General features: G+C 44.1%; 13 protein-coding genes and 1 pseudogene. 10 read left to right on the forward strand and 4 right to left on the reverse strand.

The genetic code is table 11. The annotated features are described in order from the left end of the window. Positions 1-81: 81 nt before the first annotated feature. From AB6E85_RS14190 to AB6E85_RS14200, 3 genes are all read right to left on the reverse strand, one after another. A complete protein-coding gene (locus AB6E85_RS14190) occupies positions 82-1,680 on the reverse strand; it encodes a bifunctional aspartate transaminase/aspartate 4-decarboxylase (protein ID WP_372143072.1) in 1,599 nt (532 codons plus the stop codon). Between the two features lie 147 nt (positions 1,681-1,827). Next, positions 1,828-3,546, reverse strand: coding sequence for an aspartate-alanine antiporter (gene aspT / locus AB6E85_RS14195; RefSeq protein ID WP_372143073.1), 1,719 nt, complete (start codon positions 3,544-3,546; stop codon positions 1,828-1,830). A 146-nt stretch (positions 3,547-3,692) separates the two neighbouring features. Continuing rightward, positions 3,693-3,953 carry a hypothetical protein gene (locus AB6E85_RS14200; protein WP_048615401.1) on the reverse strand — a complete coding sequence of 87 codons (261 nt, stop codon included), beginning with the start codon at positions 3,951-3,953 and terminating at the stop codon, positions 3,693-3,695. 245 nt (positions 3,954-4,198) lie between these two features. Here AB6E85_RS14200 and AB6E85_RS14205 point away from each other — a divergent pair, with 245 nt between their 5' ends. From AB6E85_RS14205 to AB6E85_RS14220, 4 genes are all read left to right on the forward strand, one after another. Next, positions 4,199-5,350, forward strand: a complete 1,152-nt coding sequence (locus AB6E85_RS14205; RefSeq protein ID WP_372143074.1) for an efflux RND transporter periplasmic adaptor subunit — start codon at positions 4,199-4,201, stop codon at positions 5,348-5,350. Between the two features lie 9 nt (positions 5,351-5,359). Beyond that, the gene (locus AB6E85_RS14210) at positions 5,360-8,407 is read left to right on the forward strand and encodes an efflux RND transporter permease subunit (RefSeq protein ID WP_372143075.1); all 3,048 of its coding nucleotides are present in this window, start codon (positions 5,360-5,362) and stop codon (positions 8,405-8,407) included. A 126-nt stretch (positions 8,408-8,533) separates the two neighbouring features. Then, complete coding sequence (locus tag AB6E85_RS14215) at positions 8,534-9,214, forward strand: DUF3313 family protein (RefSeq protein WP_372143076.1); 681 nt, start codon at positions 8,534-8,536, stop codon at positions 9,212-9,214. A gap of 4 nt (positions 9,215-9,218) precedes the next feature. Beyond that, the gene (locus AB6E85_RS14220; RefSeq protein WP_372143077.1) at positions 9,219-10,340 is read left to right on the forward strand and encodes a phospholipase A; all 1,122 of its coding nucleotides are present in this window, start codon (positions 9,219-9,221) and stop codon (positions 10,338-10,340) included. A 133-nt stretch (positions 10,341-10,473) separates the two neighbouring features. On the opposite strand, the gene AB6E85_RS14225 is transcribed toward AB6E85_RS14220, so the two are convergent. Continuing rightward, positions 10,474-12,309 (reverse strand): winged helix-turn-helix domain-containing protein, encoded by a 1,836-nt coding sequence (locus tag AB6E85_RS14225; RefSeq protein ID WP_372143078.1) that lies wholly within the window; start codon positions 12,307-12,309, stop codon positions 10,474-10,476. 231 nt (positions 12,310-12,540) lie between these two features. Here AB6E85_RS14225 and AB6E85_RS14230 point away from each other — a divergent pair, with 231 nt between their 5' ends. The 6 genes and pseudogenes from AB6E85_RS14230 (at position 12,541) to AB6E85_RS14255 (ending at position 20,889) form a co-directional block, all read left to right on the forward strand. Beyond that, entirely contained in the window at positions 12,541-13,176 is a 636-nt protein-coding gene (locus AB6E85_RS14230; protein ID WP_372143079.1) for an SDR family oxidoreductase, read from the forward strand. Positions 13,177-13,453: 277 nt separating this feature from the next. Further along, the gene (locus AB6E85_RS14235; protein WP_050633018.1) at positions 13,454-14,566 is read left to right on the forward strand and encodes an NADH:flavin oxidoreductase; all 1,113 of its coding nucleotides are present in this window, start codon (positions 13,454-13,456) and stop codon (positions 14,564-14,566) included. A 420-nt stretch (positions 14,567-14,986) separates the two neighbouring features. Next, positions 14,987-15,622 carry a CatB-related O-acetyltransferase gene (locus AB6E85_RS14240; RefSeq protein WP_102499846.1) on the forward strand — a complete coding sequence of 212 codons (636 nt, stop codon included), beginning with the start codon at positions 14,987-14,989 and terminating at the stop codon, positions 15,620-15,622. Positions 15,623-15,774: 152 nt separating this feature from the next. After that, the gene (locus AB6E85_RS14245; RefSeq protein WP_372143080.1) at positions 15,775-17,421 is read left to right on the forward strand and encodes an ABC transporter transmembrane domain-containing protein; all 1,647 of its coding nucleotides are present in this window, start codon (positions 15,775-15,777) and stop codon (positions 17,419-17,421) included. Beyond that, a pseudogene (locus AB6E85_RS14250) lies at positions 17,418-19,583 on the forward strand (ABC transporter transmembrane domain-containing protein). Before AB6E85_RS14245 ends, AB6E85_RS14250 begins: the two are co-directional and overlap by 4 nt. After that, positions 19,576-20,889, forward strand: coding sequence for an HlyD family type I secretion periplasmic adaptor subunit (locus AB6E85_RS14255; RefSeq protein ID WP_372143081.1), 1,314 nt, complete (start codon positions 19,576-19,578; stop codon positions 20,887-20,889). The pseudogene AB6E85_RS14250 and the gene AB6E85_RS14255 overlap by 8 nt, the downstream one beginning before the upstream one ends. Positions 20,890-20,944: the final 55 nt, after the last annotated feature.

A 20,944-nucleotide genomic window follows, 5' to 3' on the forward strand; every position in this document is an offset into this window, starting at 1 on the left:
CTGAGTGTAGGGTCACCAATTTAGTGAATCTACACTCAGAACTTATCGCTTTTCTATGAGCTTTCTAGTGTTGAAGCCGTGCTAGCAAGCCGTTTCGTAACGTTCAACATAGCTTTGCATTACCTCGTTCATCGCTTTCGTAATATTGGCGTATTGTGCTTCTTCTAGGTTCGCGAGAGACACACGCAGAGACCACTTTGGCGCATCAAAACCCGCACCCGGCATTACAATCACGCCATGTTCTTCTGCAAGGCGAACCAAGAAATCCAGCGGCTCATACGTTTCTTCTAACCATGCGAAGAAGTCGTTGCTGTGAATCGTTTGAGCAATTTCTTTCAGATCAATCTCCACGTAATAGAACGCACCGGTTTGATCGCCTTCAGCAACGATTGGCGCGGCTAAGTTCTTCTGCATTAGAGTGTGGTAGCGACGACGCACAATTTGTTTCGCGAGTCGTTTGTACTCTTCGCCATCCTTCATCAAAGACAGCAGCGAGAACATTGTCATTTGAATCTGCTGAGGTGTTGAAAGACCGGCGGTATGGTTCAGTGCTACTGCACGGCTGTCTGCCACTAAACGGTCAATGAACTTAATCTTACTCGGCTCAAGTGCAATGCCTTGGTATCGCTGAGATAACGTGCTTCGAGTGTCTTCTGGAAGATCTCGAATCATGCGGTCGAAATTATTGTCTTCGTGTACGCCAATCACGCCTAAACGCCAGCCTGTTGCACCAAAGTACTTAGAGTACGAATACACTAGAATCGTGTTCTTCGGAGCCAGCATCGCTAGTGATGTGAAGTTATCAGCGAAAGTGCCATAAACATCATCTGTAAGAAGGATGAGGTCAGGGCGGCGGTTAGCAACCTCTGCAATCTTATAGAGTGTCTCATCGCTTAATCGAACCGAAGCAGGGTTGCTTGGGTTAACGAGGAAGAAAGCTTTAACACTTGGATCGTTCAGTTTTTCTAATTCAGAGTCTGGGATTTGCCACGCAGACGCTTCATCAGCCATGATTTCTACTTTGTTGAGCGCGTAATCTTCTAGCTCTGGCATTTCAATGTACGGAGTGAAAATCGGCGCACCAATCGCGATGGTGTCACCAGGGTTTAATAGTCGGTTGCTCTTTAGCGTGTTAAAGATGTAAACCATTGCCGCCGTGCCACCCTCAACGGCGAACAAGTCAAACTTTCCTGTAGGTAATGGCTGCGAGCCCGCCATTTCTTGCTCAATGTATTTACGAGCAATGAGTTCCGAATATTTGAGCATGCGATCAGGCACTGGGTAGTTGTTACCTAGAATCCCCTCAACCCATTCATAAATAAGCGCATCACCGTCTACCTGATATTGATCCGTAATAAACTGGAAGGCTTCAATGAGGAATTGCACACCTTCTTGGTCTTCGTATTTTTCACAAAACTGTAGGAAGCGAAGACTCATGTTTTCTTTCTCGCCCATACCGCCAAAGCCTTGGTAACCAGAGAAGGTCGCTTTTGACTCTTCAAGGGCAAACATACCGAGTTGGAAGAAAGCTTCACGAGGCGCTGTCGCAACCCAGTTTGGATTACCACGACCAGCGTTGATCATAGTCTTTTCATGTGAATGCTGAGCAAGGTCAATCAGTGTATTTTTTACTTCGAATGGGCTTAGTGTTTCTAGGCGTTTTTCATCTGTGCGTTTCATAGTCGTTTCTCTTTTAATTTGTTTAAGATCCAAGTTTGTTGGATAGACAAGTGAGTCATTTCTTTGAGCAGCTAGCCTGCTTGGCTAGCTACTGTGTTAAGTCATTAATTAATAAGTTGAATCATCAATTGGCTGATTCGGTGTTGATTACGAGATTTTGGTGATTAGGTTGATGATGATCGGACCCCATAAGGTGAGGAAGATATTGGCAACCGCATAAGTCATCGTGAAACTCGGTACTGGTGTGCTGTTTTGTGTTTTTTCTAGTAGCGATGCGAATGCAGGGTTTGCACTGCGGCTACCCGCCACAACGGCTAAGGCTTCTACCGGGTTTTTGATTTTCAATACGTAGTAGTTGAACAGGAACGTAAGTATCTGAGGAATGAGTGTGACCAACACACCAAGCAGCAGCAGGGTTACGCCATTTTGTTTGATTGCCGTCAGCGCTGGAGCGCCTGCATTAATACCAACAACCGCAACAAATACTGCAAGGCCAAAGGTTTGCATGAAGTTAGCGGCACCGTGGTTAATGCTGCCCATGCGTGGTGTGCGCATTCTTAAGTAGCCAACCAATAGGCCAGATACCAAACAACCTAAACCTGAACCTAGAGCGATATGAGAACCGCCGATGGTGAAACCAATCTCGCCAATCAGATAGCCAAGCACCATGCCGAAAGACATTGTTACGAAGTCAGTTACGCTTGGAAGCGGGCTGTTGTAGCCGACTTTTTTGGCTACTTTGGCTAGGTCTTCTTTTTGGCCGACAAGAGTGACTTCATCACCAAGGTGAAGTTCTGTTTCTGGTAGCGTTGAGATGTCGTGTCCCATACGAGAAACCTGTGTTACGTATACGCCTCGACGTACGTTCGCATTGGTTTCATCACGCAGTTTACGCAGAGTAACGCCAGCGAGTTTTTTGTTGGTCAGTACGATTTTTTGTCGTGTGTGAACCACATTGTTTTCTTCGCTAAATTCACCGATCTCAATACCCAGCGAGGTCACTTTAGGGAATGCTTGAGTTAACCCTGTAAGGTAGACTTTGTCGTTGGCTGCTAGGATTGGGTTTTTGGTCAGATCTAAGCTGGTGTCTTTGTCTTCATTTCCTCGGTGAATCGCTTCAATCGTTAGGTCTGCATTGAACGCTTCTTCAATCTCAACCACGCTTTTGCCAACAAATATTGAATTGCTGCCTACTTGATAAGCACGTGATGACACTCGGCTTAATGCTGAGAATTCCCCTTCATTTAACTGTTTGCTTCCAGAGCCCATTTGTTCAGCGAGTTTTTTCGCTTCTTTAGTGATGTTCCAACCCATTACCATCGGAATGAGCGACATCATTAGAATCGGACCAAGAGAGCCGAAGATGTAGGTGATTGAATAACCCACAGCAACATTTGTTTTAAGTGTTGAGGTAACATCTGGTGCTAGGTTCAGCTGATCGATAGCATTACCTGCAGTACCTATGATTGCCGATTGAGTTAAGCCACCTGCCGCTAGGCCCGCAGCTAAACCTTTATCTAGTCCTGCCCATTTAGAGAGCAACACAACCGTGATTAATCCTACAAACGTCATCACAAACGAAGCGAATAAGCGTGTGAGTGAAGAGAGGCGGAATGACGAGAAAAACTGAGGACCGCCGTTGTAACCCACCATAAAAATAAATAAAGCAAAGAAGATACTTTTTACTTCGTTAGAGATAGCGATACCACCGATCTGACCAAGTGCTACAGCAACAAGCAGTGAACCTGCGATTCCACCTAATTCAAACTTACCGATTTTAATTTTACCGATTAAGTAACCGAGACCGAGTGATAAAAAGAGCGCTATAAACGGATAGTCTCTAAGTTGTTCAATAATAAATGACATAATAATCCTTGAATGAAATAGCAATCATCACTGACTCGCTATTTCATTTTTTAATTTGGTTTAACGTTTGATTAAGCATTAATCCATATTTGGTTGATGAATTGATCTAATGCTTATTTTTAATAATCTGGAATTAACCCAGGTTTCTACTTTTTATGATGCAGTCGTGACGATTTTTTGTGGTCATGCATTTTATTTTTGTGATGCTTATTATGATGACCATCAGAATGGTGATTGACTAAATGCTTGTGACCTTCTGGGTCGCCACCGTGTTGACCAGAATGAGAGGGTTGATGCTCTCTATATTCTAAATGGTCTTTATTATGCTTATGGGCAACATCTTCTCCATATATACGTTTCATCTTTTCTTTAATAGCGACTTTAGTGTGATTAATTTGATTCGACATAGTTAACTCGTTTAATTGTTTAAGGAACGATGAGAATTATATCGATCGAGAAAATAGATAAATCATTTTCAAATAAAATAGCAATAAAACAAAAATTGAGTGTGGATTGGTGTTTCGCGTTTAAGTTGTTGATTTTTATTGTTTGATTTTTATTTTATATAAGATGAAGTGGATGTTATATGAGTTTTATTTATTGGTGGTGTCGATGGATAGAATGACCAGACTTAAAAAAACAAGGTGAACACATGAGTAAGTATAAAGGCGTTATCGTCGGGTCAGCTCTTTTTATATTACTGTCTTTTGTATTTGGATTTCATTATGTAAAAGGTGAAATGATCAAAGAGAAGGTCGCTAATTTTAAAATGCCAGCCATATCTGTAACAACGGAAAAAGTAAATCAAGATACTTGGGACAAAAGTTTAAAAGTCATTGGTAACATTCACTCTAATCAATCTATTGATGTGACGAGCCAAATGTCAGGCCAAGTAAAAGAGATTCTCTTTACTTCAGGTCAGCAAGTAAATAAGGGTGATGTTCTTGTTAAATTGGATGACGCTTTATTGAAGTCCAACTATAAGAGCCAGCAATCCAAAGTTGAATTGGCAAGAGTCGAATTGATGAGAAATAAATTGCTCCTTAGAAATAACAGCGTTTCAAAAAATTCGGTTGATAAGCTACAAGCTCAATTTAATGCTGAAGGTGCAAAGCTCGAATATATTGCTACGCAAATCGACTACATGAAAGTGAAAGCGCCATTTTCTGGCAGTGTTGGGATTCGCAATATCGATGTGGGTGATTTTATTAATTCAAGCACAGCGATTGTCGAGCTGGAAGACAAATCAAAGCAGTATGTCGATTTCTCTATTCCAGAGCTTTATTTACACGATGTGAAGGTAGGGCAGGATTTACAGTTTTATTCAGAAGCAACCAACGATGAAGTCTTTCACGGCACTATTTCTGCCATTGAACCGAGCTCAGACAGCAACACGCACAATATCGAATTGAGAGCCATGGCTAACCAAGCTGTGCCGTTAGAAGCGGGTATGTATGTCGACGCTACGTTAATCACATCGGAATCGGACACTATCGTGGCGGTGCCTTCTGTTGCGATCAGTTACACCTTATACGGGAACACCGTGTTTGTGTTGGATACGTCGACCAAAAAAGCCAGCGAACACACAAGCAAAGATGCATCACCATTCTATGAGTACAAGGTTGTGCAACGCACTGTCGAAGTCGGCCCTAAACAAGGTGGTTATGTTGGCGTGGTTTCTGGCTTGAAAGCAGGGGATGTGGTTGTGACTTCAAACCAACACCAACTTAAGAACGGTGGATGGGTTCTGGTTAACAACCAACATCCGCTGATCACTGACAAAAGCACAAAGCAAAGTAACTAGGAAACTCCCATGACATTTACTGATGTATTTATCAAACGTCCAGTTTTGGCTACGGTATTAAGCCTTGTACTGTTGGTGTTAGGTCTTAAAGCCTTCACCTCACTGCAAGTGCGTCAATATCCAGAAATTGAAACAGGCGTTATTACCATTACAACGAGTTATCCAGGTGCCAGTGCATCCAGCGTTCAAGGGTATGTGACGCAGCCACTGCAGGCAGAAATTGCTCAAACAGCGGGCATTGATTACATGACATCGGATAGTGCTCTGGGTAAGTCGGTTATCACGGTTTATCTGAAGCTAGGATATCCATCGGACAGTGCTTTGACTGAGATTTTGTCTCTCGTGCAGCAAGTAAAATATAAGCTGCCATCGGGCGTATTGGATCCGAGTATTCTTAAGTCGACGTCTCAGTCTCCGATCTTATATGTTTCATTTTCGAGTGACACATTGAAGACGGAGCAAGTCTCGGACTATGTGAGCCGTGTGGTTAAGCCGACTTTCTCTACTGTTGAGGGGGTGTCAAAGGTCGACATGTTGGGGCAAGAAGATTTTGCGATGCGAATCTGGCTGAACCCTCAACGACTGGCTTCATATGGTTTGACGGCTGAAGATGTTCAAAACGCGCTTCGTGCAAATAACATTGTGAGTGCGGCGGGCAAGCTGCAAAACCCTTATATCGAAGTTGATATTAACGCTCATACCGATTCAAGTTCAGTAGACGATTTCAAGAACATGTCTTTGAAAACGCATGATGGGCAACTGGTGCACTTGAAAGATGTGGCGACGGTTGAATTAGGCGCAGCAAACTATGACTCAGACGTTGAGTTCAATGGTGTGACTACCGTATCAACGGCGATCAGCAATACGGCAACGTCGAACCCGTTAACCGTTGTTGAAGGCATTTACGAATTGCTTCCGCAGATCCAAGCAGGCCTACCTGATGGTATTAAAGCGGACGTAATCTATGACTCAACTAAGTTTATCGAAACCTCAATTGATGAAGTAGCGAAAACCTTAATGGAGGCTGCGCTGATCGTTGTCATCGTTATCTTCGCCTTTTTGGGCTCAATGCGAGCGATGTTGATACCACTTGTAACGATTCCTTTGTCATTGATTGGCTCTATGTTCTTCATGTTGAGCATGGGTTTCAGTATTAACCTGTTGACGCTGCTTGCCATGGTATTAGCGATATCGCTGGTGGTTGATGATGCCATCGTCGTTGTAGAAAACACATTTCGTCACTTAGAAGATGGCACCAGCCCAATTAAGGCAGCAATAGACAGTGCACGTGAAATTGCAGGCTCGGTTATTGCGATGACCATTACATTGGCCGCAGTGTATGCGCCTATTGGTTTCATGGGAGGACTCACCGGTAAGCTGTTTACTGAGTTCGCATTCACTTTGGCGGGTTCAGTATTAATTTCGGGTTTCATCGCTTTAACGCTAACGCCGATGATGTGTTCAAAATTGCTTAACAAATCGGTTCTCGATGGAAAGCTGGTTAAGAAAATCGATGCGGTAATTGAAGGCGTAACAGAGCGCTATCGTAAAGTGCTCGAACATGTGTTGAACAACCGTGTTTATATTTGGCCAGTGGTAGGAACGTTACTGATCAGTCTGGTGTTCATGTTTATGAATACTTCATCTGAACTGGCACCTGAAGAAGATCAGGGCGTGATGATTGTGATGGGACAAGGTCCAGCACAAGCGAATACCGATTATATTCGCCACTTTACTCCAGCTCTGATTGACTCTATCAGCAAGAACGATGAAGTCGAAATGACCATGCTAGATAACGGTTACATGAACAACAATGCGTTCTTTGGTTTGGGTGTATTGAAAGATTGGGATTCGCGTGACGCAACGGCAAAAGAAGTAATGCAACGTTTCGAAAAAGAGAGTTCTGTATTACCGGGTTTGCAGGTGTATACCTTCTCTCCACCGGACTTGCCAGGCACACCGCAAGGCTTGCCATTCCAGATGGTTCTGAAAACGCCAACGGGTTCTTATCAGGATCTTTATCAGTACGCTGAGCAACTGAAAGAGTACGCACAGAAGAGTGGTAAATTCATCTATGTACAAAACGACCTGAATTTTAATAAACCACAGGTAGAGATTCGCATCGACCGCGATAAAGCGGCTCAGATGAACGTGAACGCACAAGACATCGGTACCGTGTTGTCTCGATTTATCAGTGAAGGCTTCGTGAATTACTTCTCGATGGACCAGCGCAGTTACCAAGTTATCACTCAGGTCCCTAATGAGAACCGTAACTCTTGGGATGATTTGAAGAACTACCACGTCCGCTCTAACACCAATGAGATGGTACCGCTGGCGTCATTGATTGAAATTAGCCAATCAGTACAGCCGTCAAAAGTGGATCAGTTTCAACAGCTTAATAGCGCCATGATTGAAGCGAAAATGATGCCGGGAATCAGCATCGGTGAAGCTTACAAAGTGATGGAAGAAGGGGCAGCGAAGATATTGCCTAAGTCTTATAGGACGGATACTTCAGGCCAGTTGAGACAGTTCCTGCAAGAAGGCTCTTCACTGGTTACGACGTTCTTCCTTGCGCTTGTGATTATTTACTTGGTGTTAGCAGCTCAATTTGAAAGTTTGCGAGACCCACTAGTGGTATTAACCAGTGTGCCATTGTCTATCTTTGGTGCTCTGATGCCGCTGTATTTGGGCATTGATACGCTCAACATATACACCGAAGTAGGGCTGGTGACCTTGATAGGCTTGATCAGTAAACACGGTATTTTGATTGTGGAGTTTGCAAACCAAATGCAACAGGAATTGAAATGTAGCCGACGCGAGGCCGCTATTCGTTCAGCGACTGTTCGAATGAGACCAGTATTGATGACCACAGCTGCGATGGTTGTCGGTGTCGTACCGCTCTTGATTGCAAGCGGAGCCGGTGCTCAAAGCCGTTTCTCGATTGGTTTGGTCATCACGGTTGGTATGTCGGTGGGTACATTATTCACCCTGTTCGTTGTACCAACGATATACACCTACTTGGCGGCGGATCACCGCGGGCAAGAGCAAGAAGTTTAGTCCGTTATCTGGCTGGTTACTTTAGTCGGCCAATACACATAGAAGCTTAATCAACACGAATCCCAATTTATGAGCCTTATCGCTTAGGGATTCGTGCACACAAAATTTAGAAAATTAGAGGTTCACATGAAACTACATTACCTATTCCCATTGATCGTTTTATTCACTGCTGGCTGTTCAAGCAACATGCCAAATAAACAAGAAATCCAGAGCGTCGACTCAAACCACTACTTCATTGATAGCCAGTTTGATGACGACATGAAAGGGGTGTCATGGATAGCCAAAGACAGCCATTCACTTCACTTCAATGAGTTTGAATTTACGACCGTTGGCATAAAAAGTTCGGGGATTGACAAGCGAGTATCAAAGCAGGTTCAGTCTCAATTCAAAACACAGCTCCACAAGAAAATGGACGAGAAGCTGGCGACTAAATTACAGGGTTACAAGAATGTAGTTTTGGAGAATAAGGAGCTCGATATTAGCGTGATGCTCTATGACATCAATGATATTCCAGAAGACATGCGTGTGACTGAGTTTATCCCTGTGGGCTCTGTTATCGGCGCCATTAAATATGCGGCGGGCACTCGAGACCGTTCGATTCGCATATTGGCGAGTGTGGATCTGAAAGATCATGATTCATCTCAGCTCATTGGTCGCCGTATTTTCGTTGTTAACGATAATGGTGTACTTGAGAACGACAAATCAGAAATCACCATAGATATGCTCGACAAAAACCTTGAGCAAATTACCCAACAAGCGGTCGACTTTGCTTTTGAAGTGACTTATCTCAATAAAAAACAAGGGTAGTGTGATGCAAGCTCGTAAACAGAACAGCGCTAGTAAACGCATCGGGATTGGTGAAAGTCTAGCTAGACACAAAAACACGCTTGCTCTGCTGGCTATCGGTCTCGCTGTGAATGCTTCAGCGCATGCCAATACTGGCGGTGCTGATGAACGAGCAAGCTATGAGCAATGTATCTTGTCTTCATTGGCCAAAGCGACCAATCAACAAAGTATTGAGTGGTTAAAGCAGCAATGCGCATCCCAAGAAGCCGTTATATCAAACAAGACACCCGAGAATAAGTTGTCGGGGGAAACCAGCGAAGACGGTTTAGACTCAATCAGCGAAAGTGCACTTGAGTCTAAAGTCCCGCGATTGAAGATGGAGTACACAACCGAGGATAACCCGTTTGTAATAACGCCTTATCGCTTGAACTACATTTTGCCCGTGACTCACATGACCAACGTGAATACACAGCCATATGGGGATGAGCGATTCGGAGGTAAAGCGGATGACCTCAGTGATGAAGAGATCAAACTGCAATTAAGTTTAAAAATTCCGGTGGTCGATGATGGTGTGTTTAATCAAGCAGATAAAATCTATTTTGGTTTTACCTTGAAGTCATTTTGGCAGGCGTATTCATCCGATATTTCGGCACCATTTAGAGAGACCAACTATCGCCCAGAGATCTTCTATGAAACACCTTTGAATATCGAGTCGGCTGATGGTGTTTGGTTCTCGCGTTTGGGTTTAGAGCATGAATCTAACGGACGAACAGCAGAGCTTAGTCGTAGCTGGAACCGCGCTTATGTTGGGCTAGGGTATACCGAAGATGATTTTGCGATTTACTTCCAGCCTTGGTACCGAATTCCTGAGTCGAGCAGTAGCGATGACAACCCTGATATTCAAGATTATCTCGGTCACTACGAATTGTCTGGCGCCTACAAGTGGGATGGTTTCGAGGTTTCAGCATTGGGCCGTTATAACTTTCAAACCGGGTATGGCGGAATACAGACATCACTCAGCTTTCCTCTGTATGGCCGGCTTCAAGGGTATGTCCAGTACTACAAAGGCTATGGAGAGAGCTTGATTGATTATGACTACAACAGTGAAAGGATTGGTGTCGGTATTCTGCTAACCAATGCGTTGTAGCTGTTATCGCTTTTTATCAAAGATTTAGCGATTAACGACTACTGTGAGAACCAAAAAACACACCGCCTGAGTAAGCGGTGTGTTTGCAGTCTTAATTGCTAACGGCTAATAGCTAAGAACTCAGAGCTGTTAATCATTGGTTGATACCCAATTTGGATTCAATCTCGGTGACGTTACTTTTGAAAAACATGGTTTGGGCGACTTTCAAAACTACAGAGTGACCAGATTCCAATATCGCTTCATAGTAGTACTCTTCCGCCATTGAAGGGTTGCCTTGAGACTCTTCTATTTTTGCCAAGATAATCATAGACATCACACTGTACTCATTTCTCGGTATCAAGCTCAGATAGTAATCGGCTTGGTCTGGATCATCTTCAGTGAGGAAGTAGGCTGCTAACGCGTCATAGACTCGGTAGGAGTTGGCGTTGTTCTGAGCGTTTAGTAACTGTTTTTTAAATTTCTTGTTGAGCGCTTCAACCTGCTTATTCTTATGTTTCGATCTCAATATAAAAATATCAGCAAGCTCATACATGTAGCGACTCGACATAACAAAATGGTTATCGGGTTCTAGCTCATTGGCTTGGGCGATCTTAGATAAGGTGTCGGTTCTGTCTAACGTCATGAAGGTGAGCCCGAGCGATTCAAGGGTAAGTTTTAAAGCTTCTTCTTGTTTGGGTAACTCGGATATTTGCTGCTTCAGTATCGATTTTTGAATATCCAAATTAAATGAGTCCAATAGGTCATCGAGCATTGAACGCATGGTCGTGTGGAGTGAGGCTGGGTCAATCAGGTAATCTCGACCTAGGTGTCTGAAGTTAGAAATTCGGTTGAAGTAGGTGATATCAAGGTATTCTCTGTCGCCATCAATTTCGCTCTTGAAACTGATCACATTGGCTGAATTCGGCACCAAGGTTTCATCGACTACGACACGAAAGTCGCGATAGGTGGTCAAGTAGCTCATTAATTTATGGATAATCCCACGCTTAAAGGCATCTGTCTTCAAGTTGTCATCGATACTTACGTAGATATATCTAGGTTCTAAAGACAAGTAGTGAACAGATTCGTGTGCTTTATGGGCATCTACATTTTGACTGCTTGCCGTCTGGTTAGAGCGACTTTGTTCCGTTAACTGGTTTGAGTCAGGCTGTGACTGGGAGGATTCATTAGCTGCGTTATTTAAACTACTTAAATTCAAGTCGTTCGATGTAGAGCTGGTCGGCTTTAACATCCACCAAATTAGCCCAAGTGCGATAACTAAAGCGCCCCCGAGCATCACTGCACTCGACGGTCTTTTTTTAGGTTGATTTGCTGCGATAGGCGCTTGTTTGTCGTTAGTAGTTTTATTTACGGGTGAGTGTTGAATTGACGGAACTGTACTCGAATCGGTATGGCTTGGATTGATGTGGCTCGAAGCACCTTGGTTCGAATCGCTAGATTTTGATTCAACAGGCTGAGTTGACTCTTGCGAAGCAGGTTGTTCTGAGAGGTTATCGACTGAATCCTCTTTAGATTCTTCGACTTGTTGTTTTTTATCCTCATCCAAAACTGGCGACGTATTTGGTGCGTCTGACTGAATTGAAGGAGACGGTTCTACATCTGCGACGGACACGGTATTTGTGGTGACACTAGCTGGCACCAAGATGGTTTTGTGAACTTCAACATCCAATTTATAACCGCGTTTGGGCACGGTGATGATGTGTCCCATGGAGTGTCGTTCAGCCACTTTGAGTATTTTGCGCAGTTCAAAAATGGCTTGTGTGATCACCTGATCCGTCAAGATTGAGCCATTCCAGACTTCATTAATCAGCTCATCTCGTGAGAATACGATCTTAGGATTTTGGCAGAAAAAGTTGAGCAGCTTAGACAAGCGATTATCGATAATCACGTCTTCTTCGTTCATGATGAGTTTGTCTTCATCAGGAATAAACAACCACACGTCGAAAGAATATTGAATGCGTTCTTTTTTCATAACCACCGAGACTAAGTCATTGTATTAAAATTACTTTAGTAGACATGTTGGGGCAATTCAATTAACCAATGTCTAATTATGATACGTGGTCGTGCTTTTGAGTAGATTAGTGAGAACCAGCAAAAACTCAAAAATAATATTGAGACTTATTCTCATTTATTGATCTCGATAAAGGAACGGTTTAGATTGTCTGGTTAATATCACTACAACATGAATATTATGAGGTTTTTTATGAGTACGGTCGTTGTATGGGGAGCAGGAAGTGGGCTAGGTGCTGCAATTGTTGAGCATTTTCACAAGCAAGATTATCAAGTGATAGCGATTGCGAGAAACCCAGAGAAGAACACGCGTTTAGCTGAACTTGGTATCACCACACTTCGCTGTGATGCTACCGATAAAGAACAAGTTGAATCTGTGATCGCTCAGTTACCTAAATCAGCACTCATTGTTTCAAGCATGGGCAGCTTCAGAGCTGACATTCCTGTTGATTACATTGGACACAGACATCTAACAGATGTGCTTGAAGCCAATGGCATCGCTCGATTTGTACTGGTAACGTCGTTGGGTTGTGGTGACTCTTGGCAGTATTTGTCGGAGCGATCTAGAAAAGGGTTTGGCGCAGCGGTTCGTGAAAAGTCGTTGGCTGAAGCTTGGTTAACCTCGAGTTCTCTGGATTACACCATTTTACGCCCGGGTGGCTTGTTAGACGGCGAGGAGACCGGCAACGGTGAGCTGTCCCAACAGGTCGAAGTTCATGGTGTGATTTACAGACAAGAAGTGGCGCGCCTTATCGAAGCCTTGTTAACCAATGAAGCGAGCATTGGGCAGATCTATCAGTGTGTTGATCCTACGGTTAAATATGGATAACGCTGTTAAGTCTGATTTTTAGTAAAGCCTTCAAGCGATAAGCCTAAAAATCTGTGAAGCCGTTTAGTGAAATTAAGCGGCTTCTGTTTACTTCCTTTGTTTCCTCTAATTTCTCTTTTCTCATCTTTTGCTGTCTCTTTCTGTCTTTTTCCATATGAGAGTGCCGCTCTCTTAATCTAGATTAAGTTTTCCCTGTCTTATTCTCTGTAGTATCCGCCTGAATCAGTGCCCATGCTTAATGGGTAACTCGCGTAATACGATTTTGAGAGGAAGACATTTGAGCACTTTGTTTACAGAAACCCACATTGGCAAGATGACACTAAAGAACCGCTTCATGAGAAGTGCAACGTGGGAAAATATGGCCACCGAAGATGGGCATATGACAGATAAACTTTACGCTATCTATGAAGAGTTGGCTCAAGGTGAAGTCGGCCTGATCGTAACGGGTTACGCGAACATTGTTGAAGAAGAAAAGCCGAATGCGGGCATGATGGGGATGTATAACGACTCATTCATTGAAGAGTATCAAAAGCTGACTCAACTTGTTCATGACAACGACTCAAAAATCGTGATGCAATTGGCTTATGGTGGCACGAAAACCACGCATGATCTTGGCGAACGAGTAATCTACGCACCAAGTGAGGTTCCAGAAAAAGGAACTCAAACACTAGGCAAAGCGATGACCAAAGACGAGATCGACTACATTGTTGATGCGTTTGCTCAAGCGTCTTTGAGAGCACAGAAGTCAGGTTTTGATGGCGTTGAAATCCATGCCGCTCACACTTATCTGATTAACCAGTTCTTAAGCCCTTATTACAACCAACGTGAAGATGAGTACGGCGGTAGCTTAGAAAACCGCATGAGATTCTTGTTAGAGATCTATACCGCGACGCGCAAGCTGGTGGGTGATGATTTCCCTATCTTGGTTAAGCTTACAGCTTCGGAGTTTTTTGAAGGTGGCGTCACCTTCGACGAAACGCGCTTAGTTTGTAAAAAGCTTGAACAAGTGGGCGTGGATGGCATTGTCGTATCAGGTAATATTCATGGCAAAGCAGACACTATGATTGGCGAGTCGCACGATGGTTTTACCATTCAAGCTGAAGGCTACTTCCATGAGTATGGTCACGCGATCAGCCAAGACGTTAATATCCCAGTGATCACGGTTGGTGGTCTAACGGATTTTGATGCTATCGAAGCGATTGCAAACAACACAGGCATTGAATACTTCGCGCTTTCAAGACCGCTGCTGTCTGAACCGCATTTAGTGAAGCGTTGGAAAGAGGGTGACCGAAGCCCAGTTGAATGCGAACGATGCTCTAAATGTCGTACTAAGCGCGGTAACTTCTGCGTGGTGAATAAAGACAGAAAAGTACAGCTTGCTCGCATGTAGTCGCTGAACCCAGCTCCAAGCGAGAGCCGAAGTTTATAGCCGAGTCTAAGTTTGAGCCTGTGTAATCGCGCAGGCTCTTGTTTATTCCGTATTCCACGAAACGAAATTTGAAACCTTATTAATCACATCTTCCTGTCAAATTGGCGCGATTAAACAGATACACTACACCTGTAAATTATCCAACCAAGTTATCGATAACAAACTGAGCAAATTGTGAAATTACTTCCTCTTCTTAAGCAACCTCGAATCCACTGACGACTCTTTAGTTTTAGCGACTTTGCTATGATTTAAGCGTGATACTCACTATTCATCCCAGTGAACCCTGTGTTTATAGGGCGTTAGTTCGTGCACCTTGAATTTGCAGCGTCGAACATTTGATATTGAAACGAATAAAACTTAATAGATCATTCAGAGGTAAAAATGCAAAAGAAGCATTGGTCCAAATTCGAGTTGCTGCATGAAGTCGTAACCAACCCCAATATTCACGTAAAAGGTCAACACAGTTATTACAGCGATTGCTGGGATAACGGCTTTGAACAATCAGTAGTTCGCTATTTACACGGCGACGAAGTCAGCCGCCAGTGGGAGCCTCGATGGGAAATAGACGAACTCTATATCGGTGATTATGTCTGTATTGGCGCAGAGGTTGTGATTTTAATGGGCGGCAACCATACACACAGAGTTGATTGGTTTTCGCTGTATCCATTTATGGATGTCATCGACGACGCCTACATTGGCAAAGGCGATACTCACATTGAAGATGGGGTGTGGTTAGGCATGAGAGCGATGGTGATGCCCGGTGTGACGATTGGCGAAGGCGCTGTAGTTGCAGCGAATAGTGTGGTGACTAAAGACGTCGCTCCATACAGCATTGTCGGTGGCTCTCCAGCTAAAGTCGTCAAATACCGCTTTGATGAGTCTGTTATTGACGAGCTCATTTCATTCAAAATATACGAGTGGCCCTCAGATAAATTTGAAGCGCTGAAACCGTATTTATGTAACTCAGACTTTTCAAAGTTAAAGCAGGCGATAACGGATTACGACAATTGTTTGTAAGGAGCGTTTTTAAGGTACGGGTTTAGCCACAGATTTGTGTAAAAAGATCTCTGTCATATTTATATTGAAAAACACGTTAAATCAGTCCGTTACCTTGCAATACTGAACATGGTGTACCAATCTTATTTCATAAGCATGGATAAGGATTGTGTATGCCCGCAAGTTCAATGAAAAACAAAGGGGTGGTGGGGAAAGTCCTACTGCCTTCTTTGCTCATAAATCTTCTTTCTCTCGCCGTTCCGCTAACGGTTTTACAAATTTACGATCGTATCTTACCTAACCAGAGTTATGGGACTGCCACTCTGTTATTAGCGGGTGCGACGTTGGCTGTCGCTATGGAAGCGCTAATTCGGTTTGTGCGAACTTGGCTTTTGTCTGCTGCGGCCAGTAATACCGAGAAAGCGACCTATCAAACCATGGTTGAAAGGGTGACTAATGCTTCATCAAGTCATCTTCGTCATTTAGGTGTTGGCGGTGTAGAAGAAGGACTCGGCTCTGTATCCAAAGTCAAAGATTGGTATTCCGGTGGTGTGATTGCAGGCTTTATTGATTTGCCTTTCGCATTGATCTTCTTGGGTTTGGTGGCTTACATCGGCGGTGAGCTGGTGGCTATACCTTTGGCAGTTTGGCTGATTACTCTCGGAATTGTTTGGTTATCTTCTATTCGCGTTAAAAGCCTAAGTGAAGAGGCTTCCCAAGATGAGCAGGAGCGAAAAGCGTTCTTGATTTTACTGAGCCAAACCATTCAAGGAATCAAACGTCAGGCTGTTGAGTCTCGAATCTTCAATCAATTTAAATCCCTCAATAATGTTCGTTCTCAGTCTAAAGCGAGAGAAGAGGAACAGAATGCCTTCGCTCAAGAGTGTATTCAGCTTGCCGCATTAGCGACGTCAGTTTTACTCGTGATTACTGGCAGCTTATGGGTGTTGGATGGCCAGTTAACCACAGGTGGATTGGCGGCATGTTCTATCTTATCGGGCAGAGCGGTTGCACCTTTAAGTGCTTTAGTGGGAGTTCGAATCAAGCTTAATTCAATACACACTGCCAATCAGGCAATAGAAAAATTGAGTGACTTGTCACTATCGGAATCTTCAGATTCTGAGCAAGCTGAGAACCACTTATCTGACTTTGAGGTGTTGGAAATCAAGCAAGCGACCGTTGAAAGATACGGTGAACTCGCTCATGCGGATGTCACATTGAATAAAGGTGAGTTGATATTGTTAGAGAGTGAGGATCGACACACCAACAGTCATTTATTGTCGTCGATTGCAGGTATTGATGATCTAAAAGCGGGGCAGTGCTTCATTAACGGAGCTGCCGTTTCAATCGTATCCGTAACCAATATTGCTGCCTACTGTGGCGTTAAAGGACAACTGGTGTCGGGGACCATTCTTGATAACTTGTGTGGCTTTGACCCTGAGAAAACGCAAAGCGCCAGTGACTATGCAAAGCGTTTGGGTTTAACCAAAGAGATTACTCGATTACCCGATGGGCTCGAGACACAAATTGGCCATACGAGTGCTTCTTTGTTGAGTATGGGTAACGTGAAAATGCTCAATATCGCGGCTCAATTGGCAAGTGATAAACCCATAATCATGTTGGAAAGGCCGGATTCTTCACTTGATTTAGACGCCCTTGGGAATCTAGCTAAGGTGTTGGAAGAAGAAGTAACGGCAGGACGCACGATACTGATGGTGAGCTACCATTCTAAACTTCGCGAATTAGCTAATCGAATCATTACAGTGGAAAGTCGAGCTATTGCGATCGGCAGCGAGAACAACCAGGAGGCCGTCGTATGAATCGTTTAGATATTGGTAACCCTTCAGGTACGAACAACCGTGCAGATACCAGCGGTCGACAAGAGGTGATGAATCATTTAGAAACCGAGAGCCTTTCCGTTCTTAAGCAATTGGAAGTTAATGCTAATATCCAGTTGTTCGCACATCAATGGGTCGATGAAAATGGCATTGAATCAATCGACGATATGTTTGCCTTGTTCGACAGGCTTGCACTGCCTTATCGCTTGGTTGCCAACCTAGATGAAGTTGGTGAACATAAATTGGTCTTACTGGTACTTGGTGAACATGAGCTGGTCTCTGGTCATTTAGAATCCAAGCAATTTGTTGCCTTTAATGCCAATGACGAAATCACCGATGTCCCTCAGTTTTGTATTGTTATCGAAGGGCCACCATTAGAGAAGGCCTCTCCTGATTGGGTTGGCGAAAGGTTACATGCGTTTCGTCCCATCATTCCTAAATTGTTATTGGTCAGCTTTATCACTAACTTATTTGCGCTTGCTGTTCCTTTCATCACGATGTCGATTTATGACCATGTGATTGGTGGTGATGCAGGGCATGAGTTGCAAGGTATCGCCATTGGCGCGGCGTTGTTGTTTGTGATGATGGGTTGGTTGAGAACATTACGTAGCCGAGTGTTTGCTTCAGTTTCCAACCGAGTAAGTCGTGAGATTTCTCAATCCCTCGTGCAGCGTCTGCTTCGTAATAGCTATGCTCAAAATCAGCAAACAGCTTCTTCTAGTCAGCAAAACCAAGTGATGTTGTCAGAGCGTATTTCAGGTGTGCTATCGGGGCCATTAGGGAATGCGTTATTTGACTTACCATTCATTCTTATTTTTGTACTTGCGATAGGTGTTTTAGGCGGGTGGTTGGTGCTGGTTCCAGTCGTCTCTTTAATCCTTTATTACTTGCTAGCAAAACGTTCGATACGCTCTAGCAGCAAGCGCTCGATGCAATCGACAGTCGCAGGTACGAATCGTCAAAACATGACTAATGAGCTGTCATCCAAGCTTGCCTTTATTCGCAGTGCCGGATTCTCAGAGCACTGGATTCAACGTTTCAAAAAGGCCAATCTTCTTGCTTCAACAGTGACCTTTAATCAATCGGTTCTCCAGAGCCGGTACACCTCGATTTACTATTTCATTGGTGTGGGCTCGACACTCGCGGTGATGGGGTTAGGCATAGGACTTATTTTTGAACAAGTGATGACCCCTGGTGGTTTGATTGCTTCAATGATGTTGATATCTAAGGTGACGGGTCCTGCTCAGGTGTTGGCAAACAGTGCGATGCGTTTTAACAGCTTCAATCAATCCAAATTGCAAGTGAACCGTATCTTGTCTCAGCCGTCCGAGCGTGAATTCAGTTACCAGCATCACCCGTTACCTGTGGTAGCGCCTAACTTGACATTAGAACAAGTGACACTGCGTTATCCTAAACAGAGTCGCCCCGCTTTGAATGGTGTGAGCTTTGATATTGAAGCGGGTGAAATTGTTGCGATTACTGGCCCTTCTGGGAGCGGTAAATCAACATTGATCGAAGTACTGTCTGGCTTGCAGCCTATCCAAAACGGCATGGTCGAGCTTGAAGGCGTTAACCTCGTTCAATACGACCCGCAGCTCTATCGTCACTGGTGTTTTATTCGAGCAGCTTATCCTGATTTGCTTACGCTGAGTATTCGAGAGTGGCTAAACGACGGTCATAAAGTCTAAGATCAGAAAATGATCTCTGCGATTGAAATGGTCGGCGGAAAGCGTTGGTTCGAAACATTGTCAGGTGGGCTAGACACCTCCATCAGCAGTATTCAGCCGGATAGCCTTTTTGACATGTTGTCTGGTAGCGTCGCGCAGATCCTCATTGATGCAAAAGCGCTGGTTTATGACTACCCAATGTTCTTAATGGATAACCCTGTGCCTGATGCTCATCCAAATGCTAAGCGTATATTTGGTGAGTTTGTGCAATCGAAAAAAGGAAAAGCAACGGTGATCTACACGTCCCACGATCCGGATTTAATCAAGCTTGCCGATAAAGTGGTGGTATTAAATGAAGGTGCAGTGGTTTATGCCGGTCCATTAGAGCCGGAGCAGTCTTCGAAGCAGGAACAGCCTTCAGAGCCTCAAGCTTCCCAAGAACAATCAGAGTCTAAGCAAGGAGTCGCTAATGGCTAAACAATCTATCGAGAAGGGCAAGCGCTACGGTGAACTTGTTGAATCACAAAATACGGCTCGTACATTGGCATTGGCGACGTGGTCAGTTGCTTTGTGTGTTATCGCTTTTGCCACTTGGTCTGTCGTCACCCAAGTTGATGAAATTGCTAAAGCCAAAGGCGCAGTTATTCCAGAAGGCGAGAAGCAGGTACTTCAAAGCGCGATTGGCGGTAAATTAAAGCAAATTCTGGTTAAAGAAGGTCAGCTGGTCGAGAAAGGCCAGCCGCTTGTTGAGTTTGATGCGACCTTCCAACGTACCGCTCTTGAAGAATTGAAATCCCAACAAGTGACGCTTCTAGCCAGTGTAGAGCGTATGAATGCTCTGCTAGAACAGCGTGAGCCAAACCTTGCTGAGTTCGAGGTCGATTACCCAGAGATCGTTAGCCAACAAAAAGCGCAGCTGAACGCACAAAAAGCCCTCTATTTTCAAAAGCGTGTGGTACTTGAGAAAGAGAGCGAGCAGATTGCAGAGCAGCTTCGCAGTGTAGACAAGTCATTGCCTAGCTACGAGAAAGAGCTGAATGCGACCAAGCAAGAGTTGAACATACTGGAGAAGGGTTATAAAGCGGGTAACATTTCACGTTTACGTGTGCTTGAAATGCGACAAAAACTGGCCAGTATCGAACAGAAAATTGAAGAAGCTCGTGGTAAGAAAGCTGTGTTAATCAAGCAAGCAGACAGCACAGAGCAAAAAATTGAACAGCTTTTAGCAGAGGCTAAGGCGAAGGTCAGTGACGATCGTTCTAAAGCCGTATCTGACTTATCGGCATTGAATGCGAGAGTTCGTTCAAGCCAAGCTAAATTGACCAACACCATGTTGGTGTCACCGCTACAAGGCTTGGTGCAAAGCCTGCCAAGCACGCAAAACGGTGGTGTTATTCAGCCAGGTGGTACTGTGGTTGAAATCGTTCCTGTTGGTGGGAAAGCAGACTTTAAAGCTCGCTTATCACCGAGAGATATTGGTTTCGTGAACGTAGGGCAGCCGACTCGTATCAAGATTGATGCGTTTGATTACAGCCGCTTTGGGGCGCTAAAAGGGGCGGTTGAGAGTATTTCACCGACCACAAGCCAAAGTGAACGCGGTGAAATCTATTATGAAGTCGTCGTCTCGGTGGATGTTCCTTATTTCCGTGATAATCCGGAGAGCTTTTCTATCTTGCCAGGTATGACGGGCGAGGTAGATATTACTACTGGTGAGAAATCTGTATTCCAGTACCTGTGGAAGCCAATTTACACCAATGTCAGTGTCGCATTTGGTGAAAGGTAATCGTTATAAAGAGTCGTTGAGAGTAAACGAATAACAACAGCAAATAATAAAAAGG

Origin of the sequence: Vibrio sp. 10N.247.311.51 (genome assembly GCF_041467855.1) — a bacterium.
GTDB lineage: Bacteria > Pseudomonadota > Gammaproteobacteria > Enterobacterales > Vibrionaceae > Vibrio > Vibrio coralliirubri.